23 protein-coding genes are annotated in these 22996 nt (G+C 70.7%); 9 read left to right on the top strand and 14 right to left on the bottom strand.

Annotation, left to right across the window (positions count from 1 at the left end):
• Nucleotides 1-28 precede the first annotated feature (28 nt).
• Entirely contained in the window at nt 29-2209 is a 2181-nt protein-coding gene (locus tag QNO21_RS00585; RefSeq protein WP_257515950.1) for a DEAD/DEAH box helicase, read from the bottom strand.
• 239 nt (nt 2210-2448) lie between these two features.
• Between QNO21_RS00585 and QNO21_RS00580 the strand changes: the two genes are divergently transcribed.
• Nucleotides 2449-3369, top strand: a complete 921-nt coding sequence (locus QNO21_RS00580; protein ID WP_257519777.1) for an aldose 1-epimerase family protein — start codon at nt 2449-2451, stop codon at nt 3367-3369.
• A 2-nt stretch (nt 3370-3371) separates the two neighbouring features.
• Here the strand turns inward: QNO21_RS00580 and QNO21_RS00575 are convergent, their stop codons facing one another.
• The 5 genes from QNO21_RS00575 to QNO21_RS00555 form a co-directional block, all read right to left on the bottom strand.
• Nucleotides 3372-6911 (bottom strand): efflux RND transporter permease subunit, encoded by a 3540-nt coding sequence (locus QNO21_RS00575; RefSeq protein ID WP_257519776.1) that lies wholly within the window; start codon nt 6909-6911, stop codon nt 3372-3374.
• A gap of 103 nt (nt 6912-7014) precedes the next feature.
• On the bottom strand, nt 7015-7392 hold the full coding sequence (locus tag QNO21_RS00570; RefSeq protein WP_257519775.1) for a fluoride efflux transporter FluC: 378 nt from the start codon (nt 7390-7392) through the stop codon (nt 7015-7017).
• On the bottom strand, nt 7389-7802 hold the full coding sequence (locus QNO21_RS00565; RefSeq protein ID WP_257519774.1) for a fluoride efflux transporter FluC: 414 nt from the start codon (nt 7800-7802) through the stop codon (nt 7389-7391). The genes QNO21_RS00570 and QNO21_RS00565 overlap by 4 nt, the downstream gene beginning before the upstream one ends.
• A 9-nt stretch (nt 7803-7811) precedes the next feature.
• Entirely contained in the window at nt 7812-8783 is a 972-nt protein-coding gene (locus QNO21_RS00560) for a DNA topoisomerase IB (RefSeq protein WP_257519773.1), read from the bottom strand.
• A 2-nt stretch (nt 8784-8785) separates the two neighbouring features.
• On the bottom strand, nt 8786-9055 hold the full coding sequence (locus QNO21_RS00555) for a DUF7218 family protein (protein ID WP_257516287.1): 270 nt from the start codon (nt 9053-9055) through the stop codon (nt 8786-8788).
• Nucleotides 9056-9269: 214 nt separating this feature from the next.
• On the opposite strand from QNO21_RS00555, the gene QNO21_RS00550 reads away from it, so the two are divergent.
• Nucleotides 9270-9434 carry a hypothetical protein gene (locus tag QNO21_RS00550; protein WP_257516286.1) on the top strand — a complete coding sequence of 55 codons (165 nt, stop codon included), beginning with the start codon at nt 9270-9272 and terminating at the stop codon, nt 9432-9434.
• A gap of 58 nt (nt 9435-9492) precedes the next feature.
• Here QNO21_RS00550 and QNO21_RS00545 read toward each other — a convergent pair whose 3' ends face one another.
• Nucleotides 9493-10245 carry a MerR family transcriptional regulator gene (locus QNO21_RS00545; RefSeq protein ID WP_257519772.1) on the bottom strand — a complete coding sequence of 251 codons (753 nt, stop codon included), beginning with the start codon at nt 10243-10245 and terminating at the stop codon, nt 9493-9495.
• A 169-nt stretch (nt 10246-10414) separates the two neighbouring features.
• Between QNO21_RS00545 and QNO21_RS00540 the strand changes: the two genes are divergently transcribed.
• Nucleotides 10415-11278, top strand: coding sequence for a DUF4097 family beta strand repeat-containing protein (locus QNO21_RS00540; RefSeq protein WP_257516284.1), 864 nt, complete (start codon nt 10415-10417; stop codon nt 11276-11278).
• Nucleotides 11278-11883, top strand: coding sequence for a PadR family transcriptional regulator (locus tag QNO21_RS00535; protein ID WP_257519771.1), 606 nt, complete (start codon nt 11278-11280; stop codon nt 11881-11883). Before QNO21_RS00540 ends, QNO21_RS00535 begins: the two co-directional genes overlap by 1 nt.
• On the opposite strand, the gene QNO21_RS00530 is transcribed toward QNO21_RS00535, so the two are convergent.
• A complete protein-coding gene (locus tag QNO21_RS00530; protein ID WP_257519770.1) occupies nt 11884-12402 on the bottom strand; it encodes a universal stress protein in 519 nt (172 codons plus the stop codon).
• A 141-nt stretch (nt 12403-12543) separates the two neighbouring features.
• Here QNO21_RS00530 and QNO21_RS00525 point away from each other — a divergent pair, with 141 nt between their 5' ends.
• Nucleotides 12544-12726 (top strand): DUF3073 domain-containing protein, encoded by a 183-nt coding sequence (locus tag QNO21_RS00525; RefSeq protein ID WP_257516289.1) that lies wholly within the window; start codon nt 12544-12546, stop codon nt 12724-12726.
• Nucleotides 12727-12731: 5 nt separating this feature from the next.
• Here the strand turns inward: QNO21_RS00525 and QNO21_RS00520 are convergent, their stop codons facing one another.
• Genes QNO21_RS00520 through purM form a run of 3 tightly spaced genes read right to left on the bottom strand, consistent with a single transcriptional unit; the run spans nt 12732 to nt 16498 of the window.
• Nucleotides 12732-13991, bottom strand: a complete 1260-nt coding sequence (locus tag QNO21_RS00520; protein WP_257519769.1) for an MFS transporter — start codon at nt 13989-13991, stop codon at nt 12732-12734.
• Nucleotides 13988-15448 (bottom strand): amidophosphoribosyltransferase, encoded by a 1461-nt coding sequence (purF, locus tag QNO21_RS00515; RefSeq protein WP_257516989.1) that lies wholly within the window; start codon nt 15446-15448, stop codon nt 13988-13990. Before purF ends, QNO21_RS00520 begins: the two co-directional genes overlap by 4 nt.
• Nucleotides 15449-15454: 6 nt before the next feature.
• On the bottom strand, nt 15455-16498 hold the full coding sequence (gene purM / locus QNO21_RS00510) for a phosphoribosylformylglycinamidine cyclo-ligase (RefSeq protein WP_257516991.1): 1044 nt from the start codon (nt 16496-16498) through the stop codon (nt 15455-15457).
• A 177-nt stretch (nt 16499-16675) separates the two neighbouring features.
• Here purM and QNO21_RS00505 point away from each other — a divergent pair, with 177 nt between their 5' ends.
• On the top strand, nt 16676-17284 hold the full coding sequence (locus QNO21_RS00505) for a zinc-binding alcohol dehydrogenase (RefSeq protein ID WP_257519768.1): 609 nt from the start codon (nt 16676-16678) through the stop codon (nt 17282-17284).
• A 9-nt stretch (nt 17285-17293) separates the two neighbouring features.
• Here the strand turns inward: QNO21_RS00505 and QNO21_RS00500 are convergent, their stop codons facing one another.
• Together QNO21_RS00500 and QNO21_RS00495 are read right to left on the bottom strand one after the other, a co-directional pair.
• The gene (locus QNO21_RS00500) at nt 17294-17596 is read right to left on the bottom strand and encodes a potassium transporter Trk (protein ID WP_257519767.1); all 303 of its coding nucleotides are present in this window, start codon (nt 17594-17596) and stop codon (nt 17294-17296) included.
• Between the two features lie 73 nt (nt 17597-17669).
• Nucleotides 17670-18026: a sterol carrier family protein gene (locus QNO21_RS00495; protein WP_257517459.1), complete on the bottom strand. Its 357-nt coding sequence runs from the start codon at nt 18024-18026 to the stop codon at nt 17670-17672.
• Nucleotides 18027-18077: 51 nt separating this feature from the next.
• Here QNO21_RS00495 and purD point away from each other — a divergent pair, with 51 nt between their 5' ends.
• The 3 genes from purD to QNO21_RS00480 all read left to right on the top strand — a co-directional run bounded on the left by purD (nt 18078) and on the right by QNO21_RS00480 (nt 21351).
• Nucleotides 18078-19349 (top strand): phosphoribosylamine--glycine ligase, encoded by a 1272-nt coding sequence (purD, locus tag QNO21_RS00490; protein ID WP_257519766.1) that lies wholly within the window; start codon nt 18078-18080, stop codon nt 19347-19349.
• An 87-nt stretch (nt 19350-19436) separates the two neighbouring features.
• A complete protein-coding gene (lhgD, locus tag QNO21_RS00485) occupies nt 19437-20639 on the top strand; it encodes an L-2-hydroxyglutarate dehydrogenase (RefSeq protein WP_257519765.1) in 1203 nt (400 codons plus the stop codon).
• Nucleotides 20640-20835: 196 nt separating this feature from the next.
• Nucleotides 20836-21351, top strand: a complete 516-nt coding sequence (locus tag QNO21_RS00480; RefSeq protein ID WP_257513970.1) for a nitroreductase family deazaflavin-dependent oxidoreductase — start codon at nt 20836-20838, stop codon at nt 21349-21351.
• Here QNO21_RS00480 and QNO21_RS00475 read toward each other — a convergent pair.
• Complete coding sequence (locus QNO21_RS00475; RefSeq protein ID WP_374211419.1) at nt 21335-22795, bottom strand: DHA2 family efflux MFS transporter permease subunit; 1461 nt, start codon at nt 22793-22795, stop codon at nt 21335-21337. The two genes, QNO21_RS00480 and QNO21_RS00475, sit on opposite strands and share 17 nt — an antisense overlap.
• Between the last annotated feature and the right edge of the window lie 201 nt (nt 22796-22996).

Below are 22996 nucleotides of genomic sequence, written 5' to 3'. Positions count from 1 at the left end.
TCCGAGGCGCTGCGTTCAGGTGTCGCTGTTACGCGACGACGTCCGCCAGCTGGCGGCCCGACAGCTCTTCGAGCAGGTCGTCGCCCACGCGCACCTCGTCGAAGGGAGCCTCGATCTCGGCGCGGTCCAGCATCTCGGTCATGCGCCGACGGCGCTGACGCGGGATGAGGGTGACGACGGTGCCCGCGCGACCCGCGCGGCCGGTACGGCCGGAGCGGTGCAGGTACGTCTTGTACTCGTCGGGTGCGTCGGCCTGGATCACCAGGTCGATGTCGTCGACGTGGATGCCGCGCGCAGCGACGTCCGTCGCGACGAGCACACTGACGCGCCCGTCGGTGAGACGCTGCAGGTTGCGCGTGCGCTTGGCCTGGTTCAGGTCACCGTGCAGGGCGACCGCGGGGATGCCCTGGTCGTCGAACTGCTCGGCGAGCATCTCGGCGTACGCGCGGGTGCGGGCGAAGACGAGCGTCTTGCCTTCGCGGTCCACCAGCGACGACAGGATCTCGGCCTTGTCGCGGTGGTCGATCACGAGCACGCGGTGGTTGATCGTGCTGGAGTCCTGGTCCTCGCCGGCGACCTCGTAGACGGCCGGCTCGACGAGGAACTCGTCGACCAGTGCCGCAACCTCGCGGTCGAGCGTGGCCGAGAACAGCAGCTTCTGCGCGCCGTCGGCGACGAGGCGGAGGATCCGCTGCATGGGCTCGAGGAATCCGAGCTCCGACATGTGGTCGGCCTCGTCCAGCACGACGATCTGAACCTCGGAGAGGTCGAGCTTGCCCTGTGCAATGAGGTCTTCGATGCGACCCGGGGTGCCGATGATGATGTCGACGCCCTTCTTCAGCGCACCGACCTGACGCGCCTGGGGCACGCCGCCGTAGATCTGGGTGGTGAAGATGCCGACGCTGCGGGCGATCGGCTGGATGGTGCGGTCGATCTGCAGCGCGAGCTCGCGCGTCGGAGCGAGGACGAGCGCCTTCGGCTTGCGGCCGAACTCACGACGCTTGCCGTCCTGCGAACGCAGCAGCGACTCCACGAGGGGCGCGCCGAAGGCGATGGTCTTGCCGGAGCCGGTGCGGCCGCGGGCCAGCACGTCCTTGCCCTCGAGGATCGGGGCGATCGTGGCCGCCTGGATCGGGAAGGGGCTCGGCGCGCCGAGGTCCTTGAGCACGCGGACGATGTTGTCGCCCAGGCCAAGGCTCGAGAAGCTCACATCTGCGACCTCGACGGCCTGCACGGCCTCGGCCTGCAGACGCTCGTGCACGACGTCGACGTGGTCCTGCTGGGCCTTCGTCTTGGACTCGGCGTTCCAGTCCGAGCGTGCCGGACGGTCACCCGAATCGCGGCGGGGACGGTCGTCGAACGAACGCGCCGGGCGGTCGCTGAACGAACGAGCGGGACGGTCACCCGCGTCGCGGCGGGGACGGTCGTCGTACGAACGAGCCGGGCGGTCGCTGAACGAACGGGCCGGACGGTCACCCGCGTCGCGGCGGGGACGGTCGTCGTACGAACGAGCCGGGCGGTCGCCGAACGAACGGGCCGGACGGTCATCACGCTGCGGGCGGTCGAACGAACGCGCCGGGCGGTCGCTGAACGAACGGGCCGGACGGTCATCGCGCTGCGGGCGGTCACCGAACGGACGAGCCGGGCGGTCACCCGCGTCACGGCGGGGACGGTCGTCGTACGAGCGAGCCGGGCGGTCGCTGAACGAACGGGCCGGACGGTCATCACGCTGCGGGCGGTCACCGTACGAGCGGGCCGGACGGTCGTCGTGGGAACGGGCCGGACGGTCCCCGGCATCGCGGCGGGGACGGTCGTCGAACGAGCGAGCCGGGCGGTCATCACGCTGCGGGCGGTCGAACGAACGCGCCGGACGGTCGTCGTACGAGCGGGCGGGACGGTCGGCCGCGTCACGGCGGGGACGGTCGTCGAAGCGGCGGGCGCCGCGGTCATCGCCCTGAGCGTGGGCGCGGATTGTGCGGGCCTCGTCGCGGCCGACCTTCTCCTGCGCCGACCAGCGGCGCTTGGGCGCGGCATCCGTCGTCTGCTCCGGGGCGCGGTAGCCGCGGTGGCTGGGGCTCTTGGAACCGGCGGTGCCGGTCGATGCCTCACCGGGACGGCGCTTGCGGTCCTGGAAGCTGGTCTTCGCGCCGTAGCGGGGCTCGAAGTTCTTGGCCGGACGGCCGCCTGCGGGCTTCTTGCTTTTGGGCATGGATATGTCCTTCTGGGTTCTCTTTCACACGAGAACAGCACCCGCTGGCACGCAGGTATAACCCGGACATCCGTCGGCCGGGGCCATTATCGATAGTGGTCATGCACGTCGATCGACGCCCACCATCGGCCCCTTGGACTCACAAACCCATCCACGCGCACCACGCGCAGTGTCCGAAGCCGACCAAACGAGTATATGTGTGCCACCTGTGAAAGTGCCCAGCGGCCTACCATGACGGGATGACCACCCACTTCCCCTACGACCCGACCGGCCGCCGGTTCACGGTGCAGCACGGCAACACCACGGCGGAGATATCGCAGGTCGGCGGCGCTTTACGGGCCTTCTCCGTCGATGGGTTCGACTACGTGCCACGGTACCCCGACCGTTCGCCGACTCCCGCAGCGGCGGGCATCGTCTTGGTGCCGTGGCCCAACCGCGTGCGCGACGGAAAGTGGACGCGCGACGGAGTGACACGACAGCTGGCGATCACCGAGCCGCAGACCGGCAACGCCTCACACGGCCTGCTGCGCTTCGTCGGCTACCGGCCGGCGGTGTACACCGAGCACACCGTCACGCTGACGGCCGATGTGTACCCGCAGACCGGCTACCCGTTCTACCTCGCCACCGAGGTGACGTACACCGTGACCGACGGCGCCCTCGCGGTCACCCACCGCGTCCTGAACCTGGGAGACATGCCCGCGCCGGTCGCACTGGGCACGCACCCCTACTTCTGCATCGGGGGCGTCCCGACGGGCGAGCTGACGGTGCAGCTGGATGCCGCGACCCGCTTCCTGCTCGATGAGCGGAAGCTGCCGGTGGACGAGGTCCCCGTGGACGACGCCACCGACCTGCGGACGCCGCGCCCGGTGGGCGAGCTCGACCTCGACACCGCGTACGGCACGGTCGCGCGGGACGGCGCCGGCAACGCCCACGCCGTCCTCACCGCACCCGACGGCAGGAGCCTCGACCTCTGGGCCGGCCCCGGCTTCGACTACCTGCAGGTCTTCACGACCGACCGCTTCCCCGGGCAGGACGTGGCGATCGCCATCGAGCCGATGACCGCCCCGCCCGACGCCTTGAACTCGGGCACCGGAATCCGCATGCTCGAGCCGGGCGAGGAGTGGCTGCTGCACTGGGGTGTGATCACCCGGGCCGACTGACGTCAGCGGCGGTCGGCGTCCGCGTCGTCGACCGGGGCTTCTGCTTCGGCTTCGGCTTCGGCTTCGGCTTCGGCTTCGGCTTCGGCTTCGGCTTCGGCTTCGGCGGGGGCATTCTCGCCCACGCGGGCTGGCTGCACGGCCTTCGTGAGCGCAGAGAGCCGGGCGCCCTCGGTCGCCGTGTCGGTCGCGGCATCGGTGGGCGGATCCGTCGGTTCGGCGGTCACGAAGGGCTCCGCAGCATCGGGATCCGCGATTGTCGGATCCACCGCGGCGGGCTCGGCGCCGGGCGCCGTCGTTGCGTCGTCAAGCTCGGTACCTGCGTCGACGGGCGCGGATCCGACCGGTCCCGTCGCGTTCGCGATCACGACCGGGAGCGACCCCGTCGCGCCACGCTCACGAAGGTCCCGCCGACTCTTCGGCACAGCGACGGCGGCGGCACCCGCGGCCGCGGGAACGAGCGCGCCCGACCGCCGCGACTGGCGGCGCTCACGGGCGCCCTCGACGAGGTTGTAGAGGGTCGGCAGTACGAGCAGCGTCAGCACGGTCGACGAGATCAGTCCGCCGATGACGACGATCGCGAGCGGCTGCGAGATGAATCCGCCGCTGCCGGTGATCCCGAGCGCCATCGGGGTCAGCGCGAAGATCGTCGCCAGCGCGGTCATCAGGATGGGACGAAGACGTCGCGCCCCGCCGGCGATGGTGGCGTCGTGCGCGGAGAGCCCCTTCACGCGGTACTGGTTGACGAGGTCGACCAGCACGATGGCGTTCGTCACCACGATGCCGATCAGCATGAGCACGCCGATGAGGGATGCCACGCCCAGCGGCACCCCGGTGGCGATCTGCAGCAGGATCGCGCCCGTCGCCGCGAACGGCACCGAGATCAGCAGCAGCAGCGGCTGACGGAGCGACTTGAAGGTGGCGACCATGACGATGTAGACGATGAGGATCGCCGCCAGCAGGGCCAGGCCCAGCTGGTAGAAGGCATCCTGCTGCTGTGACAGCACGCCGCCGACGGTGGCGTCGGCCGAGGCAGGCAGGTCGGCGCCCGCAAGCGCCTCACTCACGACCGTAGAGGCCGCGGTGAGGTCGTCTCCGGAGGGGGTGACCACGACGGTGGCGGTGCGCTGGCCGCCCTCGGTGGTGATCGAAGTGGGGCTCTGGCTCTCTTCGACCGTGGCGACCTCCGACAGCGCGACCGGCCCCGCGGCGGTCGGCACCTGCAGATTCTGCAGGTCCGCCAGCGTCGTCGGCGTCTGGGAGGCGGCGAGGTAGACCGTCAGCGTCGTGTCGTCGATCTCGACCGATCCCACCTGCTGCGGCTGCATCGCACCTGACACCAGCGCGCCGACGGCGACCTCCGACAGCCCCAGCCGTGCCGCGGCGTCACGGTCGACGACCACGGCGATGTACGGCAGCGAGGCGGCCAGGTTCGTCGTGACCTGCTCGACACCGTCGCGCCCCTCGATCGCGTCGACGACGGCATCCGTCGCCTCTTGCAGCGTCGTCTGGTCGGGTGCGGTGACGTCGATCTCGATGTCGCTCGACCCGAACCCGCCGCCGGTCGACAGCGCGACGGTTCCGACGTCGGACAGATCCGCGACCGTGTCGAGCACGTCTTCGCGCACGGTGAGCTGGTCGGCCTCGGGGTCGGTGGTGACCGAGAACGTCGCCCCGCTCGCCCCACCTGAGAACGCGTCGGCCAGCGCCGATCCGCTCGAGCCGATCGACACCTGCACGGTCTCGACGCCGTCGACACCCAGCAGCGCGTCTTCGACGATCGCGGCCGCGGCATCCTTCGCCTCGAGCGACGCGGCCGGACCGAGGTCCTGCGTCACGGTGAAGGTGTTCTGCCCGGTGTCGCCGAGGAAGTTCGTCTTCATGAACGGCGCAACGGCGACAGTGCCCGCGAGCACCAGCAGAGCCAGCAGCAGGGTCACCGCCGAGTGGCGCAGGGTCCATCGCAGCACGGGCAGGTAGGCCTTCTGCAGCCGCGAGGGCGGGGCGGCCGGGTCCTCGGGGTCGATGGGCTCGCCGTCGGGGCCGATGAGCTCCTTGCCGGGGCGCAGGAACCAGTAGGCCAGCACGGGCACGATCGTCAGCGACACGAAAAGCGACGCGGTCATCGCGATCGTCACCGTCAGCGCGAACGGCCGGAAGAGCTCGCCGGTCACGTCGCCGAGGAAGGCGATGGGCAGGAACACCGCCACGGTGGTGATGGTCGAGGCCGTGATGGCCGCCGCCACCTCTCGCACCGCCAGCAGGATCGACCGCATCTTGTCTGCGGATCCGACGTAGTGACGCTTGATGTTCTCGATCACGACGATGGAATCGTCGACGACCCGGCCGATCGCGATCGTCAGGGCGCCGAGGGTCAGGATGTTCAACGAGTAGCCGAACGCCTGAATGCCGATGAACGTGATGAGCACGCTCGTGGGGATCGAGATGGCGGTGACCAGCGTCGAGCGCACCGAGAGCAGGAAGACGAGGATCACGAGCACGGCGAAGGCAAGCCCGAGCAGACCCTCCTCGGCGAGCGCCGCGATGGACTCCTGGATGAAGGGCGCTTGGTCGAACACCACAGTGAACGTCGCGGCGCCGTCGAGCGCATCCTCGAGGCCGGGAAGCGCATCGAGCACACCCGTCGACACCTCGACCGTGTTGGCCGACGGCAGCTTCGTGACCGCGATCGTCAGCGCCGGCTCGCCATCCACCCGCGAGATGGACGTCTGCGGGTCCTTGCCGGCTTCGACGGTGGCGACGTCGGCGATCGTCACGACATCGTCGCCGAACTGGGCGGCGTCGGTGGGGACCAGTGGCAGGTTGCCGATCTCCTCGACCGACGTGATCTTGGCCCCCGTCTGCACGGTCAACGTGCGGTCGGCCTCGGTGATGCCGCCGCCGGGAAAGAGGATGCCGTTCTGGTCGAGGGCGTCGTTGATCGCCTGCTGGCTGAATCCGGCCGCGGCGAGCGCGGCCTGGTCGGGTGTGATGGTGATCCGCTGGCCGGCACCCCCGACCACCTCGGCGGAGTTGACCCCGGGGACGTCCTCGAGGTCCGGGATGACCGTGGACTCCAGCAGCTCCTGGATCGCCGCTTCATCGTCGTACCCGGTGACGGCGAGCTGGATGACGGGGAGGTCGTCGATCGACAGGCTGAACACCTGCGGGTCGACCGACTCGGGCAGCTGGCCCTCGATGCGGTTGATCGCCTGCAAGATCTTCTGCTCGGCGGTGGCGAGATCCGTGCCGTAGGTGAACGAGGCCTGGATGATCGAGGCGTTCGTCGTGCTCGTCGCGGTGGTGGATTCCAGCCCGGGAACCGCCTGGATCGCGTTCTCGATCGGGAGGGAGACGTCGTTGGACACCACCTCGGGCGATGCGCCGGGGTAGGTCGCGACGACCGTCAGCGCGGGGAACTCGATCGAGGGGATCAGTTCCTGCTTGAGGTTGGTCAGCGCCAGTCCGCCGAAGACGGCCGCGACGATGGTGATGAGGGCGATGAGCGCGCGGTTCTTCAGGCTCAGGACGGCGAGGTTCGACACGGGCTGCCTTTGCGAGCGTTGTTGCGGGGGTACAGAACGCCGCGAGCGCGGCCGATACGCGGATGTATCGAGTCCTAGTATCCCACGCGGCATACGCGCCGGGTCAGCGCGGGATGAGGCCCCCGACGACCATGCCGGTCGCGGCGCCGACCACCGCCAGAGCGGCGGTGGTCGCCAGGTTGACCACGGCCCAGTCCCTCCGACCGCTCTGGGCCAGAAGCACAGCGTCGACGCTGACGGTGCTGAAGGTGGTGAATCCTCCGAGCAGTCCCACCCCGATGATCGTCCCCCACTCCGGCGAGACGAGGGTGCCGAGGCCGACGAGGAAGCCCAGTGCCAGGGATCCCGAGACGTTGATGAGCAGGATGCCGAGCGGGAACGCGTCGGTGCGCCCGCGCATCACCGCGGCATCCACTGCGTAACGCGCGCCGGCACCGACCCCACCGGCGGCGACGAGGGCGACGATGTCCCAGTTGATCATGCCGCCGCCTCCACCTCGTGCCGCGCAGCACGCTGCCTGCGTCCGATCACCAGACCCCAGGCCGCCGCCACGGCACCGCCGACCACCGCCACCGCTGCCAGCGCGACCCCGGTCACGGGCGCGGCCCCGAACACCTCCACCGACTGCACGGCGAAGGCGCTGTAGGTGGTGAACCCGCCCAGCACACCGGTGCCGGCGAAGGCGCGCAGACGCGGCCTGCGCTCTCCGAGCCGGCCCACGAGCCACCCGAGCGCAAAGGACCCGGTGACGTTGACGAGCATCGTCACGCCCGGCACGACGAGCGGGTGCGCGTCGGTACCCCACGGCACGACGAGAGCCGCACGGGCCGCGACGCCGAGGGCGCCACCGAGCACGACCACCGCCAGGGTCACCCATGAGAACCGTGCCACGCGCTCAGGCTAGGGAACGCTCTGCAGGATCAGCGCGCGGATCGCCGATTCCGGCGAGACGGAGGTGTCCAGCAGCCTTCCCGCCCGGTAACGGCTGAACACGCGCGGGTCGATGTACGAACCGCGGGCGACCGTCGGGGTGTTGCCCAGCGCATCGGAGGCGCGTTTGACCGCGAGGACCTCCGCGCGCTTGCGGTCGCGCTTGCGGTCGACCGTGCCGATGCGGGCGAGGGTGTCGGCCGCGAGAACCGTGCCTCGCAGGGTGCGGAAGTCCTTCGCGGTGAAGTCGCCGCCGGTCAGCGATCGCACGTAGGCGTTGACCTCTTTCGGCGTCAAGGGCTGACGTTGCCGGCCCCGATCCCAGGACAGCAGCGGTGATCCGGGCCGGCCGGCGGTCAGCACGGCGAGCACCGCGGCCAGGTCGGCGTCGTCGAATTCGATGAGCTGACGCTTTCCGCTCTTGCCGGGAAAGCTCAGCGTGACCGTCGATCCGTCAACGGTGGCGTGGCGGCGCTGGAGCGTCGTCAGCCCTCGATTTCCCGTCCGCGAGAGGTGACGCTCCGACCCGATGCGCACGGCAGCCTGATCCAGCAGCCGGAACGCGGTAGCCAGCACCCGCTCCCGACTCAGATCGTCTGTGCGCAGGGCCGCCGTCACGCGTCCCCGCGCCCGCGGCAGCGCCTCGGCCAACAGCAGCGCGCGAGCGTACTTGCCCTTGTCCCGCTTGGGCGCCCAGTCCGCGTGGTAGAGGTACTGACTGCGTCCAGCCTCATCAACGCCCACCGCCTGGATGTGCCCGTTGGGGGCGGCGCTGATCCAGACATCCCGCCAGGCCGGCGGGATCACCAGGGCCAGGATGCGCTCTCGGTCCTCTGCGCTGCACGGTTCACCCTGACCATCGAGGTAGCGGAACCCGGATCCCGAGCGCACACGCCGGATGCCCGCGTCGACCCCGGGGCGCACGCGCCGAAGACGCGGCACCGTCAGTGGTTGCGGAGCATGTCGATCAGCTCCGCCTTGCGCTTGCCGGAGTATCCGGAGAGGCCGAGCTCCTTCGCCCTGCCCCGCAGGTCCGTGACGGTCCAGTCGTCGTAGTCGCCCGCCTTGCCACCGCGCCCACCGACGCTGGAGCGGCCGTCGCGAGCGGCCGCATTGGAGATACGCGCGGCCTTCTGCTGGGAAGCCCCGCCCTCGCGCAGCTCTTCGTACAGCTCGGGATCCTTGAGACTGTTCGCTCCTCGACCCTGCGGCATGTTGCCTCCTCGTCAGCGGGTTCCTTGACGTTAGGCGCCGGAGGATCTGCACGCACGGGGTTGACAGCGGACGCGCGCACGTTCTATCAGGGTGCGAGCTGCGCCGTCAAGGGTTCGTCGGCTAACACACAGGATCGCTAGCGTGATTGCGAGCGCTGACCCGCGCTCAACGCCCGCTCCCCGGTGGGTGTGGGAGACATAACAAGGAGCCCCCATGAACATCGCACTCCTCATCATCATCGTCGTCGCCATCATTCTGGCCATCGTCGGTGGTATGAACACCGCGCTCAGCTGGCTGCTGTGGGTGGCACTGATCGTCGGTGTGATCGCACTGATCGCTTTCCTCTTCCGCGTGATCAGCGGCAACAAGAGGGTCTAAGACCTCACCCGAACAAGGGCCCGGCGCATCGCGCCGGGCCCTTGTGGCGTCTGCGGGATCAGAGCGCGTGCTGCGCGTACACGCGCAACACGTCGCGCACGAACTCCGCGCCGGCCTGACCCCCGTAGTTCGCCGCGAACCGCGGGTCGGCGACATACATCTCGCCCAAGCCGAGCACGTATCCCTTCACCTGGTCGCGCGACGTCGGCGCGCCGCGCACCCCGGTCAACCACGCCACGTGACGCGCCGCGAGCTGCTGGGCCTCGTCGGATTCGGGGGCGATGCCGCGCGCGGCGGCATCCTTCCAGTCGCTCGCGAGCCGCGCCGTCTCGTCCTGCCACTGCGCCCGCTCGTCCGCACCGAGCCCCCGCCACCAGCGGTCGCTCTGCGCATACGCCTCGGACCCCCAGCGCTGCACCACTTCGGATTCGTACTGCGTGTGGTCGAAGCCGTCGAACATGCCCTGTGCCATGAGTTGTTCACCTCCTCTCAGTGCTCCGATCGTCGATTCGACTGCCGCGATCTGCCGCGTCAATCTGTCTTGCTCCTGCCGCAGCAACGCCAGGTGCGCCTCGAGGGCATCCTGCTCGTCGGCCTGGCGGGCCAGCACGTCGGCGATGCCCGAGAGCCCCAGCCCCAGCTGGCGAAGGAGCAGGATGCGCTGCAGTCGCACCAGCGCCGCCTCGTCGTAGCGGCGGTAGCCGTTGGTGCCGACGCTCGAGGGGACGAGAAGCCCGATGTCGTCGTAGTGCCGGAGTGTGCGGCTGGTCGTCCCGGCGAGCCGGGCGACGTCTTGAATGGACCATTCCATGCCCATCTCCCTTCGGCACCGACGCTACGGGTTGACGCCGCGTCAAGGTCAAACCCTCCAGCACCCCGCTCGAAAGGCGTTCCACACCCCACCCCTGGCATAGTCGCGATATATCGTGTTACCCTCCTGCGAAACGCGATATATCGCACCACCGAACCCAGGAGCAGACATGGCCATCGAGAAGTGGATCATCCATCCCGGCGAGACTCGCGTGATCGACGTCGACGGCATCCGCACGCTGAAAGTGGGCCTCGTCGGTGGGCAGGTCGACATCGTGGCCCACGATGAACCCGGGGTACGCATCGAGGTGCACGGGGTCACCGTGAAGGATCTGCGCATCGAGGCGACGGACGGTGCGCTCGAGATCGACCACCCGCAGTTGCGCTGGGACAACTTCGTGCAGGTCTTCCGCAACTTCGGTGCCGGCGGCCCCAAGGCCGAGATCAGCGTCGCCGTGCCCCGGACCGTGAGCCTCACGCTGGGCGTCGTCAGCGCCAGTGCCCTCGTGACCGGGCTGCGGACGGACGCCCGACTCAACACCGTGTCGGGCGACATCATCGTCGACGGGCTCGAGGGCGACGTGTCCGTCAACGCCGTATCCGGTGACACGCAGATCCGGGGCCTCGTCGGCGCCCTCAGCGCCAACAGCGTGTCCGGCGACATCGCGGCTTCCGGGTCCCTGCGCACGGCAGGCATCGACACGGTGTCGGGTGCGCTGATGATCGACTCGACCGGACCGACCGAAGCCGTCACCATCAACACCGTCGCCGGCAACGCCACGGTGCGACTCGACCCGGATCTCGCCGCCAACTACGCCGTGCGCAGCGTCCGCGGCACGGTGCTCATCGACGGCGTCACCCGTTCCAGCGCCAGCGGCGTCGGCGTCAACTTCACCGGCTCCACGGGTGAGCTCAGCGGCTCGTTCGTCGACGTGCGCGCGCACAGCGTCTCGGGCGACGTCACGGTGCTGCGCCGCCCGGCGGCCGGTACGCCCGACGCGGTCGCGTCCGCACCGGACTCGGAGGTGTGGTGATGCCTCCGGTCTTCTCGCACGGCGACCTGCGACTGTACCTGCTGAATCTGCTCGCGGAGGCCCCGAGACACGGCTACGACCTCATCCAGGCACTGTCCGACCGCACCGGGGGCACGTACACCCCCAGCGCCGGAACGGTGTATCCACGCCTTGCGAAGCTGGAGGAGGAAGGGCTGGTGACGAAGTTCGCCGACGGCCGCAAGACGGTGTACGAGATCACCGACGCCGGCCGAGCCGAGGTGACCGCCCGGGCTGGGGACCTCGAGGGCATCGAGGAGGGATTGGCCGACAGCGTGCGACTCATCGCCGACGAGGTGCGCGGCAACGTGCGGGAGGCCATGCGCAGCCTTCGCGCCGACCTCGCCGCGGCCGCGAAGACCGACCGGTCGTTCGCATCACACGCCCCGGTCGACGACTCCCGCGCCGACAGCCGGGCCCAATTGCAGCGCGCCGATGCCGCCCTGACCGAGTTCCGCTCCCGCGTGCGCAGCACCCTGCGCGTGCACGTCGCCCGCGGGGGCGCCGTGCCCCCGAGCGTCGTCGACGACCTCACCGCGGCATTGGATTCCGCCGCCCGCGAGGTCGCCCGCGCGCTGGGTGACTGATCAGGCTTCGGGCCAGAGTTCCTCGTCGTCGCGAGCCGGCTCGCCCAGCGGCACGACGAGGATCGGGCGGTGCTGACGGTGCGCCAGCCGTGCGGCGACCGATCCGGTGAAGAACTCGCGGATCGACTCGCCGATGCCGCGGCGGCGCGTGCCCACGACTATCAGGCGCGCGTCGGTGTGGTCGGCCAGGTGCTTCATGGCCAGGGCCGGGTCGCCGACCAATTGACGGACGCACCAGTCGACGCCCGTGCCCGCGAGGGCGGCCGTGGCGGCGGCGGTCACCGCGGCGAGGTCGCCTTCACCGGTGGCGATGTTGAGGTCCAGGGGAGCGGAATGGACGTAGCCGTCGGGATCCTCGTAGGTCACGAACCTGGTCACATCGACGTGCACGACCACCAGCGGCGCGCCGAGGAGCGCGGCATAACGCGCGGCTTCCTTCAGAACACGGGACGGCTGCCCCGGAATCGCACCCACCAGCACGGCGTGTTCGGGTGTCGCGTCGGTGGACTCATCGGCCATGGCGTCGTCGCCCCTTCCCCACAGGCCGGGCACGAGGCGCCGTGGTACCCTGAATCCTACTCTTCCCGGCTTTCTGCCGGATCGTGATTACGTCGGGCTCAGTCGCACAGCCCGCGGCTCAGACAAATGAGGGGGTCTCGCATGGGGCGTGGCCGTCAAAAGGCGAAGCACACCAAGATCGCCAGGGAACTCAAGTCGTTCAGCCCGAGCGTTAACTACGCCGCGCTCGAGCGTGAACTGGGGCACCCAGACGACGACGAGAAGGAATACGTCGACAAGTGGGCGGACCAGTACACCGACGAGTATGAGGACGAGAAGGCATAGGCCCCTCACCAGGGGCCGTGCCGTCTTTCCCAATCCTCTTCGATCGTGCGCGCGCGCGTGATCACGTAGCCGGCGGGTATCGCGGCGAGGACCACACCCACGAGCACCCACAGGGGCGCCGTCCAGGCTCCGGTGACGTCGTGGAGGAGTCCGATCGCGAACGGGAACACGGCGGCGATCGCGTACCCGACGCTCTGCACGAACCCGCTGAGGGCGACCGCTGTCTCGTGACTGCGGGTGCGCAGGCCCAGCAGCACCAGGATCATCGGGAACAGCAGCGGCGCCACTCCGAGCAGCGCCACCCAGACGACGGGGGCGGCGGCGGGGACGAAGAGCAAGCCCAGGAGCCCGGTGAGTCCGGCGCCCACGGCGACGACGACCAGCACGCGCTCCGCCCGCAGCCTCGCCACGAGAAGCGGCACCGCGAGCGATGCCGGCAGTCCCATCACCGCGAACAGCGACAGCAGCGCCCCGGCCATCTGCGGCGTGACGCCCGCGGTGTCGATGAGGATCGTCGGCAGCCACCCGAACGAGGTGTACGCCAGGATGGACGAGACCGCGAACGCGACGGCCAACGCCCACGCCAGCGGCAGTCGCCAGAGCCGGGCGAACAGGCGCGGGGTGGGCGCCGCATCCTCGCCGCCGACATCCTGGGCCCGCTGCGGGCCCCGCGGCGCGCGCGTCAGCATGAGCACCCACGGAACGGTCGCCACGACCGCGAACAGCGCCCACGCACCCAGCGACACGCGCCATCCGGCCACGTCGGCGAACGGCACGGCGACCAGCGGCGGGGTGAAGGTCGCGACCGCCATCGTGGTGGTGTAGACCGTGGTCATCAGACCCACGCGCCGCGGGAAGTACTTCTTCACCAGCGGCGGAAGCAGGATGTTCCCGACGCCCACCCCGGCGAACACCAGTGCGGTGGCGGCGAGCAGGGTGAGCGAGTCGGCCGCGAAGCCGCGCGACACCAGGCCGACCGCGACCACCGCGATCGCCGCCACGGCCACCCGCTCGAGCCCGAACCGGCGCTCGAAGCGCGGGGCGAGCAGCCCGAAGACCGCGAAGCACACCGGCGGCGCGGTGCCGATGAGCCCCAGCAGGGGAGCCGGCAGCGCGAAGTCGCGCGAGATCAGCGCCACCAGCGGTGACAGCGAGGCCACGGCGCTGCGCAGCGAGAACGCGAAGAGCACGATCCCCACGAGAGCCAGCGCCCCGCCCGGCCGCAGCGGGTGGAACGGCGAGTCCTCCGCCGGGGAACGCGTCAAGAGGCCTGCGTGCCCTCGACCCAGGCGAGGTACTCGTCCGAGACGGTCCCGGTGACGTAGCGGCCGTCGAAGCAGCTCATGTCGAGGTCGTCGACGTCGGATCCCTCGAGGATGGCGGCCTTGAGGTCTTCCACCTCCTGGTAGACGAGGCGGTCGCATCCCAGTTCCGCGGCGATCTCGGGGATCGTGCGGCCGTGCGCGACCAGTTCGTGGCGGGAGGGCATGTTGATGCCGTAGACGTGGGGGTAGCGCACCGGCGGGGCGGCCGAGGCGAAGGTGACCGTCTTGGCGCCGGCATCCCGCGCCATCTGGATGATCTCCTTCGAGGTCGTCCCCCGCACGATCGAGTCGTCGATGAGCAGCACGTTCTTGCCCTTGAACTCGCTCGACATGGCGTTGAGCTTCTGGCGCACGCTCTTCTTGCGCACCGCCTGGCCGGGCATGATGAACGTCCGGCCGACGTAGCGGTTCTTGTAGAAGCCCTCGCGGTACTCCAGCCCCAGCTTGCGCGCGACCTGCATGGCGGCGGGGCGGGCCGAGTCCGGGATCGGCATGACGACGTCGATCGACCCCGCCGGAGTGTGCTTGGCGATCGTGTCGGCGAGGCGCTCGCCCATGCGCAGCCGGGACTCGTAGACGGCGATGCCGTTCATGATCGAGTCGGGCCGGGCGAGGTAGACGTACTCGAAAGCGCAGGGGGCGAGCTTGGCCTCTGCCGCGCACTCCCGGGAGTGCAGCACACCGTCGAGGTCGATGAAGACCGCCTCGCCGGGCAGCACATCGCGCACGACCTCGTAGTCCCCGTTCTCGAGCACCAGCGACTCGCTCGTGACGATCCACTCGTCGTGGCCTGCAGCGGTGCGCCGGCGCCCGAGGATGAGGGGACGGATGCCGAAGGGGTCGCGGAAGGCCAGCAGGCCGTAGCCCGCGATCAGGGCGATGGCCGCATACGAGCCCTCGACGCGGCCGTGCACCCGGGTGACGGCGGTGAAGACGTCGTCGGGGCTGAGCCGGTCGCCGTGGATCGTGTGCTGCAGCTCGTTGGCGAGCACGTTCACCAGCAGCTCGGTGTCGGAGCTGGTGTTCAGATGCCGCCGATCGGTGCGGAACAGCTCCTCACTGAGCTCACGCGTGTTGGTGAGGTTGCCGTTGTGCACCAGCACGATGCCGTAGGGGGCGTTGACGTAGAAGGGCTGCGCCTCTTCCTCGCTCGAGGCGGTGCCCCTGGTGGCGTAGCGCACGTGGCCCAGGCCGATGTTGCCCAGCAGCGTGCGCATGTCGCGGGTGCGGAAGGCCTCGCGCACCATGCCGCGCTGCTTGTTCATGTGCACCACGCCGCTGGCCTCCGCGGTGGCGATGCCGGTGGAGTCCTGCCCGCGATGCTGCAGCAGCAGCAGTGAGTCGTAGATGTCCTGGTTGACCAGGGCGTGGCCGACGATGCCGACGATTCCGCACATGGGGTGTCAGTCCGCTCCCTGCTCGCCGTACGAGCCGACCAGGCGCACGGCGCCGCCATCGACGCCCTTGGCGCCCTGTTCGTAGTCGCCCTCCGGGCGCGCGCCTTCGTGCACCACACCGACCTGCCACGCGGGGATGCCCGCCGCGGTGAGGGCGGATGCCGCGGCATCCGCCCGCTCGGCCGAGACGACGGCGAGGAAGCCGACGCCGAGGTTCCACGTGCCCTCGGTGGCGGTCAGATCGAGGTCGCCGAGGTCGGCCAGCACGCGGAAGAGGGGCGGCGGGCTCCAGGTGGCCCGATCGACGTCGACCCATGTGCCCACCGGCAGCACGCGTGCGAGGTTCGCGGCGATGCCGCCGCCGGTCACGTGGCTGAGCGAGTGCACTGCGTCGCCGAAGTCTGCGACCAGCTGCAGCAGCGGCGCCGTGTACAGCCGGGTGGGCTCCAGCAGCGCCTCACCCCACGTGCTGCCGAAGTCGGCGGCGTTGTCGCCGTAGCCGATGCCGGCACCGGCGACGATGTGCCGCACGAGGGAGTAGCCATTGGAGTGCAGGCCGCTCGAGGCCAGGGCCAGCACGACGTCACCGCCGCGCACCCGCTCGGCGCCCAGCACACGGTCGGCTTCGACGACCCCGGTCGCCGCACCCGCGACGTCGTAGTCGTTGATGCCGAGGAGCCCGGGGTGCTCCGCCGTCTCGCCGCCAACGAGCGCCGTGCCCGTCTGCGCGCAGCCGAGTGCGATGCCCTTGACGATGTCGGCGATGCGCTCGGGGACGACTTTTCCGCACGCGATGTAGTCGGTCATGAACAGGGGCCTGGCCCCCACCACGACGATGTCGTCGACGACCATGCCGACGAGGTCCAGGCCGATGGTGTCGTGCTTGTCGATGGCCTGCGCGATCGCGACCTTCGTGCCGACGCCGTCGGTGCTGGTGGCCAGCAGCGGCTTCGTGAACCCGGTGAGCGCGCTGGCGTCGAACAGGCCGGCGAAACCGCCGACGCCGCCCAGCACTTCGGGACCGTGGGTGCGCTTCACCGCCGCCTTCATCAGCTCGACGGCAAGATCGCCCGCGGCGGTGTCGACACCTGCGGCGGCATAGGGATTGTGGGAGGGAGAGGCCACGGGTAAACCCTACCGGGGCGCGGGACGGTGTCCGCCCCGCGTGACGGTCCCCGCGAGAAATCGATCCGCCCCCTCGGGCGGGGCGCCGCCTACAATGGCCGAATGGTAGCGGGGGCTCCGGAGTGGGTGGTGCGCGAGGACGCGAGCCCGTCGGTTCTCGTCGCCCTCACCGTGCGTCAGCTGCTCGGCATCCGCTCCCCCGCCGAGCTGCCGCCGCTGCGGAACCTCCCGGCGGCATCCGTGGCGCGCAGCGACCGGTCGCAGGCCGCGCTCGAGCGGCAGTGGCGCGAGTTCTGGGCTCTGACGGTGGAGCCCCTTGCGCACCCCTCGCCGGTTCCGCTCGACCTCGTCGATGGCTTCGGCCTGCTGGCCGCGCTTCCCACCGAGGGCTTCGACGAACTGCGCGACGCGATGATGCCGCACGCCGGCACGGCCGTCGCCTACGCCAACTCCTCCCACAGCCGCTATCGTGCCGACGCCGCCGCCGGCGCGCGCGTGTCGTATCGGGCCTACGCGGGGGCGATCGCCGAGCACGAGCGCCGGGTGGGGCGCCGCGCCCACTCCTTCGAGCTGAACGTGCAGGTGCTGCCGCTGGCCCAGCGTGGCGTGTGGTGGATCGGCTCGCTCACGATCGCGGTCACCGACGGGCTGCGGGGAGACGTCGTCGCCTTCGACGCGGCCATCCACCCGATCATCGCCGAGCTGGCCTGAACCCGCTCGTCAGTCCTGGGTGCGGATGTGCTCGTGCTCGATCTGCACGTCGCGGGCGCGCCCTGCCAGCACCCGATCCAGGACGACCGCCACGATGCCGCCGATCGCAATGCCGATGGGCACGGCGAACAGCGCCAGGAAGCCGAACACCTGGGTGGGCGAGTAGACGACGCCGGTGTTGGCGCTCTGCTCCGTGTCCCCGCTGCCGAACGCGAAGGTCAGGATCAGCGCCGCCAGCAGCCCCAATGCGGCACCGAAGCCGATGAACACCGCGAACTTCGGGCTGCGGCGCAGGCGTGCGGTCTCGGTCATGGTTCCATTGTCGCACCGCGCGGCCCGAGGGGGACCGGGCGGCCGTCGTGACCTGCGACGGGCCAGCCGGCGATCAGGGACGAAGCGGCAGCAAGGCCGACAGGTCCGCCCGGGTCCCCGACGCGTGGATGCGGCCGGCGGCCGCGGCATCCGCCCATTTCTCTGCCCCCGTCGCGAGGGCGACCCAGGTGTCGGCGTCGGTCTCGACCACGTTCGGCGGCGTCCCGCGGGTGTGTCGCGGACCCTCCAGCGCCTGCACCGCCCCGAAGGGCGGCACCCGCACCTCGACGGAGTTACCCGGCGCCTTCTCGGCCAGCAGCTGCAGCAGGTAGCGCACGGCCGTCGCGCGGTCGGTGCGGGACGGGGAGGTGTCAGCCGCGAGAGCGGCGAGCGCGGCGCGGCCGGCATCGGTGCTGATCTTTCGCGGCATGCGGCCACGGTACCCCCGCGGCGGGCGAGCACCCCTCGCTAGGCTGGCCCGGTGAAGATCCTGGTCCTCGGTTCGGGCGCGCGCGAGCACGCCATCATCCTCGCCCTGCGCGCCGAAGAGGCCGGGCACGAGCTGTTCGCGGCCCCCGGCAACGCCGGCATCGGCGCCGACGCCACCCTCGTGGACCTCGATCCGGCCGATCCCGGCGCGGTCACGGTCTACGCCAACGAGAACGCCATCGACCTCGTCGTCATCGGGCCCGAAGCGCCGCTGGTCGCCGGCGTCGCCGATGCGCTGCGCGAGCGCGGCATCCCGGCCTTCGGCCCGGGCAAGGCGGCGGCACAGCTCGAAGGCTCGAAGACCTTCGCCAAGCGCATCATGGATGCCGCGGGCGTGCCGACCGGCCGCGCGGTGCGGGCCCGCACCCTCGCCGAGGTGGAGGCGGCTCTCGACGAACTCGGGTCGCCGCACGTGGTGAAGGCCGACGGCCTGGCCGCGGGCAAGGGCGTCATCGTCACCGAGGACCGTGCGGCGGCGCTGGCCCATGCCGAGGCCTACCTGCCCGGCGGACCGGTGCTCGTGGAGGAGTTCCTGTCGGGCCCTGAGGTGTCGCTCTTCTTCGTCTCCGACGGCGACCGCGTCGTGCCGCTGTCCCCCGCGCAGGACTACAAGCGCGCCCACGACGACGACGCCGGGCCGAACACCGGCGGCATGGGCGCGTACTCGCCGCTGCCGTGGCTGGCCGGCGCCTTCGGGGGCGAGGACGAGTTCGTCGCCGAGGTGACGCGCACCGTCGCCCAGCCGGTCATCCGCCAGCTCGACGCCGAGGGAACGCCCTTCATCGGCCTGCTCTACGCCGGCCTCATCCTCACCGAGCAGGGCGTGAAGGTGATCGAGTTCAACGCCCGCTTCGGCGACCCCGAGACCCAGGTCGTGCTCGCCCGGCTGGCGACCCCGCTGTCATCGCTGCTCATGGCGGCCGCGTCCGGGCACCTCGAGGACGAGCCCGCGCCGGCCTTCGCCGAGGCGGCAGCCGTCACCGTCGTGCTCGCCAGCGAGGGATACCCCGCCGACCCCGTGACGGGGCGCGTGCTCAGCGGGCTGGATGCCGCGGCATCGGTCGAGGGCGTGCACCTGGCCCACGCGGCCACCGCCGAACGCGACGGCGAGCTCATCGCCACCGGCGGGCGGGTGCTGAACGTCGTCGCCCTCGGCAACACGTTCTTCGAGGCCAGGGAGCGCGCGTACACCGCGCTCGGGCGCATCCGCCTGGAGGGATCCCACCACCGCACCGACATCGCGCTGCGGGCCGTCGAGGGCTGAAACGGCCTGCGGCGGCGGCCTGGCCGCGCCCGTCGAGCGCGGTTCGCGTTATCGTTGCGCGAATCGTCGAACGCCGGGGGGCATCGGGTGGCAGAGCGCATAGGAATCATCGGGGGCGGAATCGTCGGGGTCGCGCTGGCGCGTCTCTTGGCGAGGCGGGGTGCGGCCGTGACCGTGCTGGAGAAAGAAGCGCGCCTCGCCCAGCACCAGACCGGGCGCAATTCCGGCGTCGTCCACGCCGGGCTCTACTACGCGCCGGGGTCGCTCAAGGCGACGCTGTGCGCGGCGGGCCGGGTGTCGATACGGGAGTTCTGCGAGGAGAAGGGCCTGCCGTACCGCGAGGTGGGCAAGCTGGTCGTGGCCGTGGATGAGACCGAGCTGCCGGCGCTGGCCGAGATCGAGCGCCGCTCCGTCACGAACGGGGTCCCCGACCTCGTGCGCATCGACGATGTGGCCCACCTGCGGGAGATCGAGCCGCACGTGGCGGGTGTCGCCGCCGTCCACTCGCCGCACACCGCCGCGGTGGACTACGCCACCATCACCGAGGCCATGGCGCAGGATGTCCGCTCCGCGGGCGGTGAGATCCGCCTGGGGCACGAGGTCACCGGCATCCGGGCCGAGAACGGGGCCGTGCGTGTCATCACGCCCGTGTCGGACGACGTCTTCGACCGCGTGATCGCGTGCGCGGGTCTGCAGTCCGATGTGGTGGCCCGGTTCGTCGGCGCCGACCCGTCGCCGAAGATCCTCCCCTTCCGCGGCGAGTACTGGGAGCTCGCACCGGAGCGCGCGGACCTGGTGAACGGCATGATCTACCCCGTCCCGGACCCGCGGTTCCCGTTTCTGGGCGTGCACTTCACCCGCGGCGTCTACGACAACGTCCACGTCGGCCCCAACGCCGTGCCCGCCCTCGCGCGGGAGGGATACACCTGGCTGCAGATCTCACCGAAGGACACGTGGGAGTCGCTGCGCTGGCCAGGTGCGGCATCCCTGGCCAAGCAGCACTGGCGGATGGGCGTCGACGAGATCAGCAGCTCGCTGGTCAAGCCGCTGTGGTTCCGCAAGGCCCGCCGCTTCGTGCCGGAGCTGCGGATGCGCGACCTGACCCACAAGACCGCGGCCGGCGTACGTGCGCAGGCCTGGGGGCGCAAGGGGGAGCTGCTGGACGACTTCGCGGTCGACCAGGTGGGCCCGGTCACCGTTCTGCGCAACGCGCCGTCGCCCGCTGCCACCAGTTCGATCGCGATCGCCGAGTATCTCGTCGAGCACTACCTGTCGGCACCGGTGAGATAGCCGGCGGAGATGGCTTCGCGCGTGCGGGCCGCAGGCGGGGGGCCGTCGGACGCAACTCCTCGAGAATCGGCCTCCGCAGTGGCCATCCGGGCTGTTTCGGAGGCCCCGGGCGGGTTTTTGAGGAGTTGGGGCGTCGGTGCGATCGCCACCGGCCTGGGGGCACCCCCGCGGCCACGACCGGTGCCATGCTCGGGGCATGGCGAACCGACTAGTGACCACGTTGCGGCGCCTCATCGCGCCCGTCACCCGCACGAAGACCTTCCGCCGCGTCGCCCCGCGGGCGCTGCCGGTGGCGGAGCGGGTGCTCAAGCGCGTCACCGGCGGCCGGCTGATCGTCTCCGGCATCCTCGTGCCTTCGCTCGTGCTGCACACCACGGGCGCGAAGAGCGGGCAGCCGCGCGAGACCCAGCTCATGTACACGCCCGACGGGCATGGCGGCGGCATCGTCGCCGGCACGAGCTTCGCGCGGGAGCGGCATCCGGCATGGACGACGAACCTCCGGGCGCATCCGGATGCCGAGGCGGACGTCCGCGGTCGCCGATACCGTGTGCACGCCGAACCGATCCCCGACGGCGAGCGCGACGCCGCGTGGGCGCTGATCGAAGCCCAGTGGCCGGGTTACCGGCAGTACGAGCGGGACTCCGGTCGTGTCGTGCGGCTGTTCCGCCTGACGACCGACACCACCCCGTCGCCGTTCACCGGACGCCTCTAGTCTGCGTGGGTGCGGGCGGTTCCGCGCGGGCGGGCGTTTCCCCGGGCGCGCGCACCGGCACGGGCCGGCGCAGGAACAGCACGGCGACCACTCCGAGCAGGAGCACCGCCGCCGGCAACAGGATCGCCTGTCCCATCGCCGCGGCGAACCCGGTTGCGGCCTCTGGCGGCAACGCACCCGAGCCGAGCCCTGCCCCCGCCTCCTCCAGCCCGGGGAGGTTGGCCTCCAGGCGCCCCTGCATCACCGCCGCGATCGCGGCCGATCCCAGCACCGAGCCGATCGTGCGCATCGTGTTGTAGACGCCGGAGCCGGCACCCGCCTGGCGGGGGTCGAGGTTGCGCGTCGCCGTCGTCGCCAGCGGCCCCCACAGCCCTGACTGCCCGATCCCCATGAGGGCGGCGGGGAAGAGGAACATCCACGTCGGCGTATCCGGGGTCATCAGCGACGCGTACCAGACGAGCGCGGATGCCACCGCGATCATCCCCGGCACGAGCAGGAACCTCGGGTCGGTGCGGTCGAGCAGACGTCCCGCCAGCGGCGAGAGGATGCCGGCGGCCACCGCCGTGGGAACCAGCAGCAGGGCGGCATCGGTCGGACTCAGCCCGCGCGCCAGCTGCAGGAAGAACATGTAGGGCAGCGACATGCTCGCCGCCATGAACCCCACCGCGGTGATGCCGATGCCGGCGACGGAGAAGTTGCGATCGCGGAACAGCGACATCGGCACGAGCGCCTCGCTGCGCGTGCGGGCCTGCTGAAGCACGAACAGCGCCAGCACGACCAGGCCGGCGGCCAGCAGCATCCACACCGTCACCGGCCCCCAGATGGCACCCCAGTCGTAGTGCTCCGCCTCCTGCAGGGCGAACACGATGAGGAACAGGGCGACGGCGCTGAGCACCACCCCCAGCATGTCGAAGCGGTGCGGGTGGGTCGGCAGCTTCGGCACCAGCATCCACGCCAGCACGAATCCGACGATCCCCACGGGGAGGTTCACGAAGAAGATCCACTCCCACCCGAGGCCGTCCACGAGCAGCCCGCCGGCGAGCGGACCGACCAGCATCGCGACGCCGGAGGTCGCACCCCATAGCCCCATCGCCGCTCCACGTCGGGCGGCGGGGAAGGTGCGGGTGATCACGGCCATCGTCTGCGGCGTCATCAGCGACGCGCCGATGCCCTGCAGCGCGCGGAAGGCGATGAGGCCGTCGAGGGTGGAGGACAGCCCGCACCCGAGCGAGGCCAGCGTGAAGACGGCCAGCCCGATCAGGTAGATGTTCTTCGGGCCGAACCTGTCGCCGAGTCGGCCCGTGATCAGCAGCGGCACGGCGTAGGCGAGGAGGTAGGCGCTGGTCACCCACACGACATTGTCGAGGTTGCCGCTGCCGGGATCGAGGGCCGCTTTGATCGCGGGGTTGGCCACCGACACGATCGTCGTGTCGACGAGGATCATGAAGAAGCCGATCACCAGCGCCCACAGGGCGGGCCAAGGGCTGGCGGCAGGCGGGGTCGGAGCTCGCCCCACGTCGCGGCGAGCGTGGATGTCGGATTCGGTCACGCCGTCAGCCTCTCCCTCCGCGGTCGTCGCGGTGCGGGTGACTCTACGCCCGCCGACCGACAGCGGGGCGTAGATCTCGATGGCGGTTGTGGATAT

Origin of the sequence: Microbacterium sp. zg-Y818, from assembly GCF_030246905.1 — a bacterium.
Lineage (GTDB): Bacteria > Actinomycetota > Actinomycetes > Actinomycetales > Microbacteriaceae > Microbacterium.
Note: the sequence above shows the minus strand (reverse complement) of the source record. Positions and strands in the feature narration are given on the sequence as shown.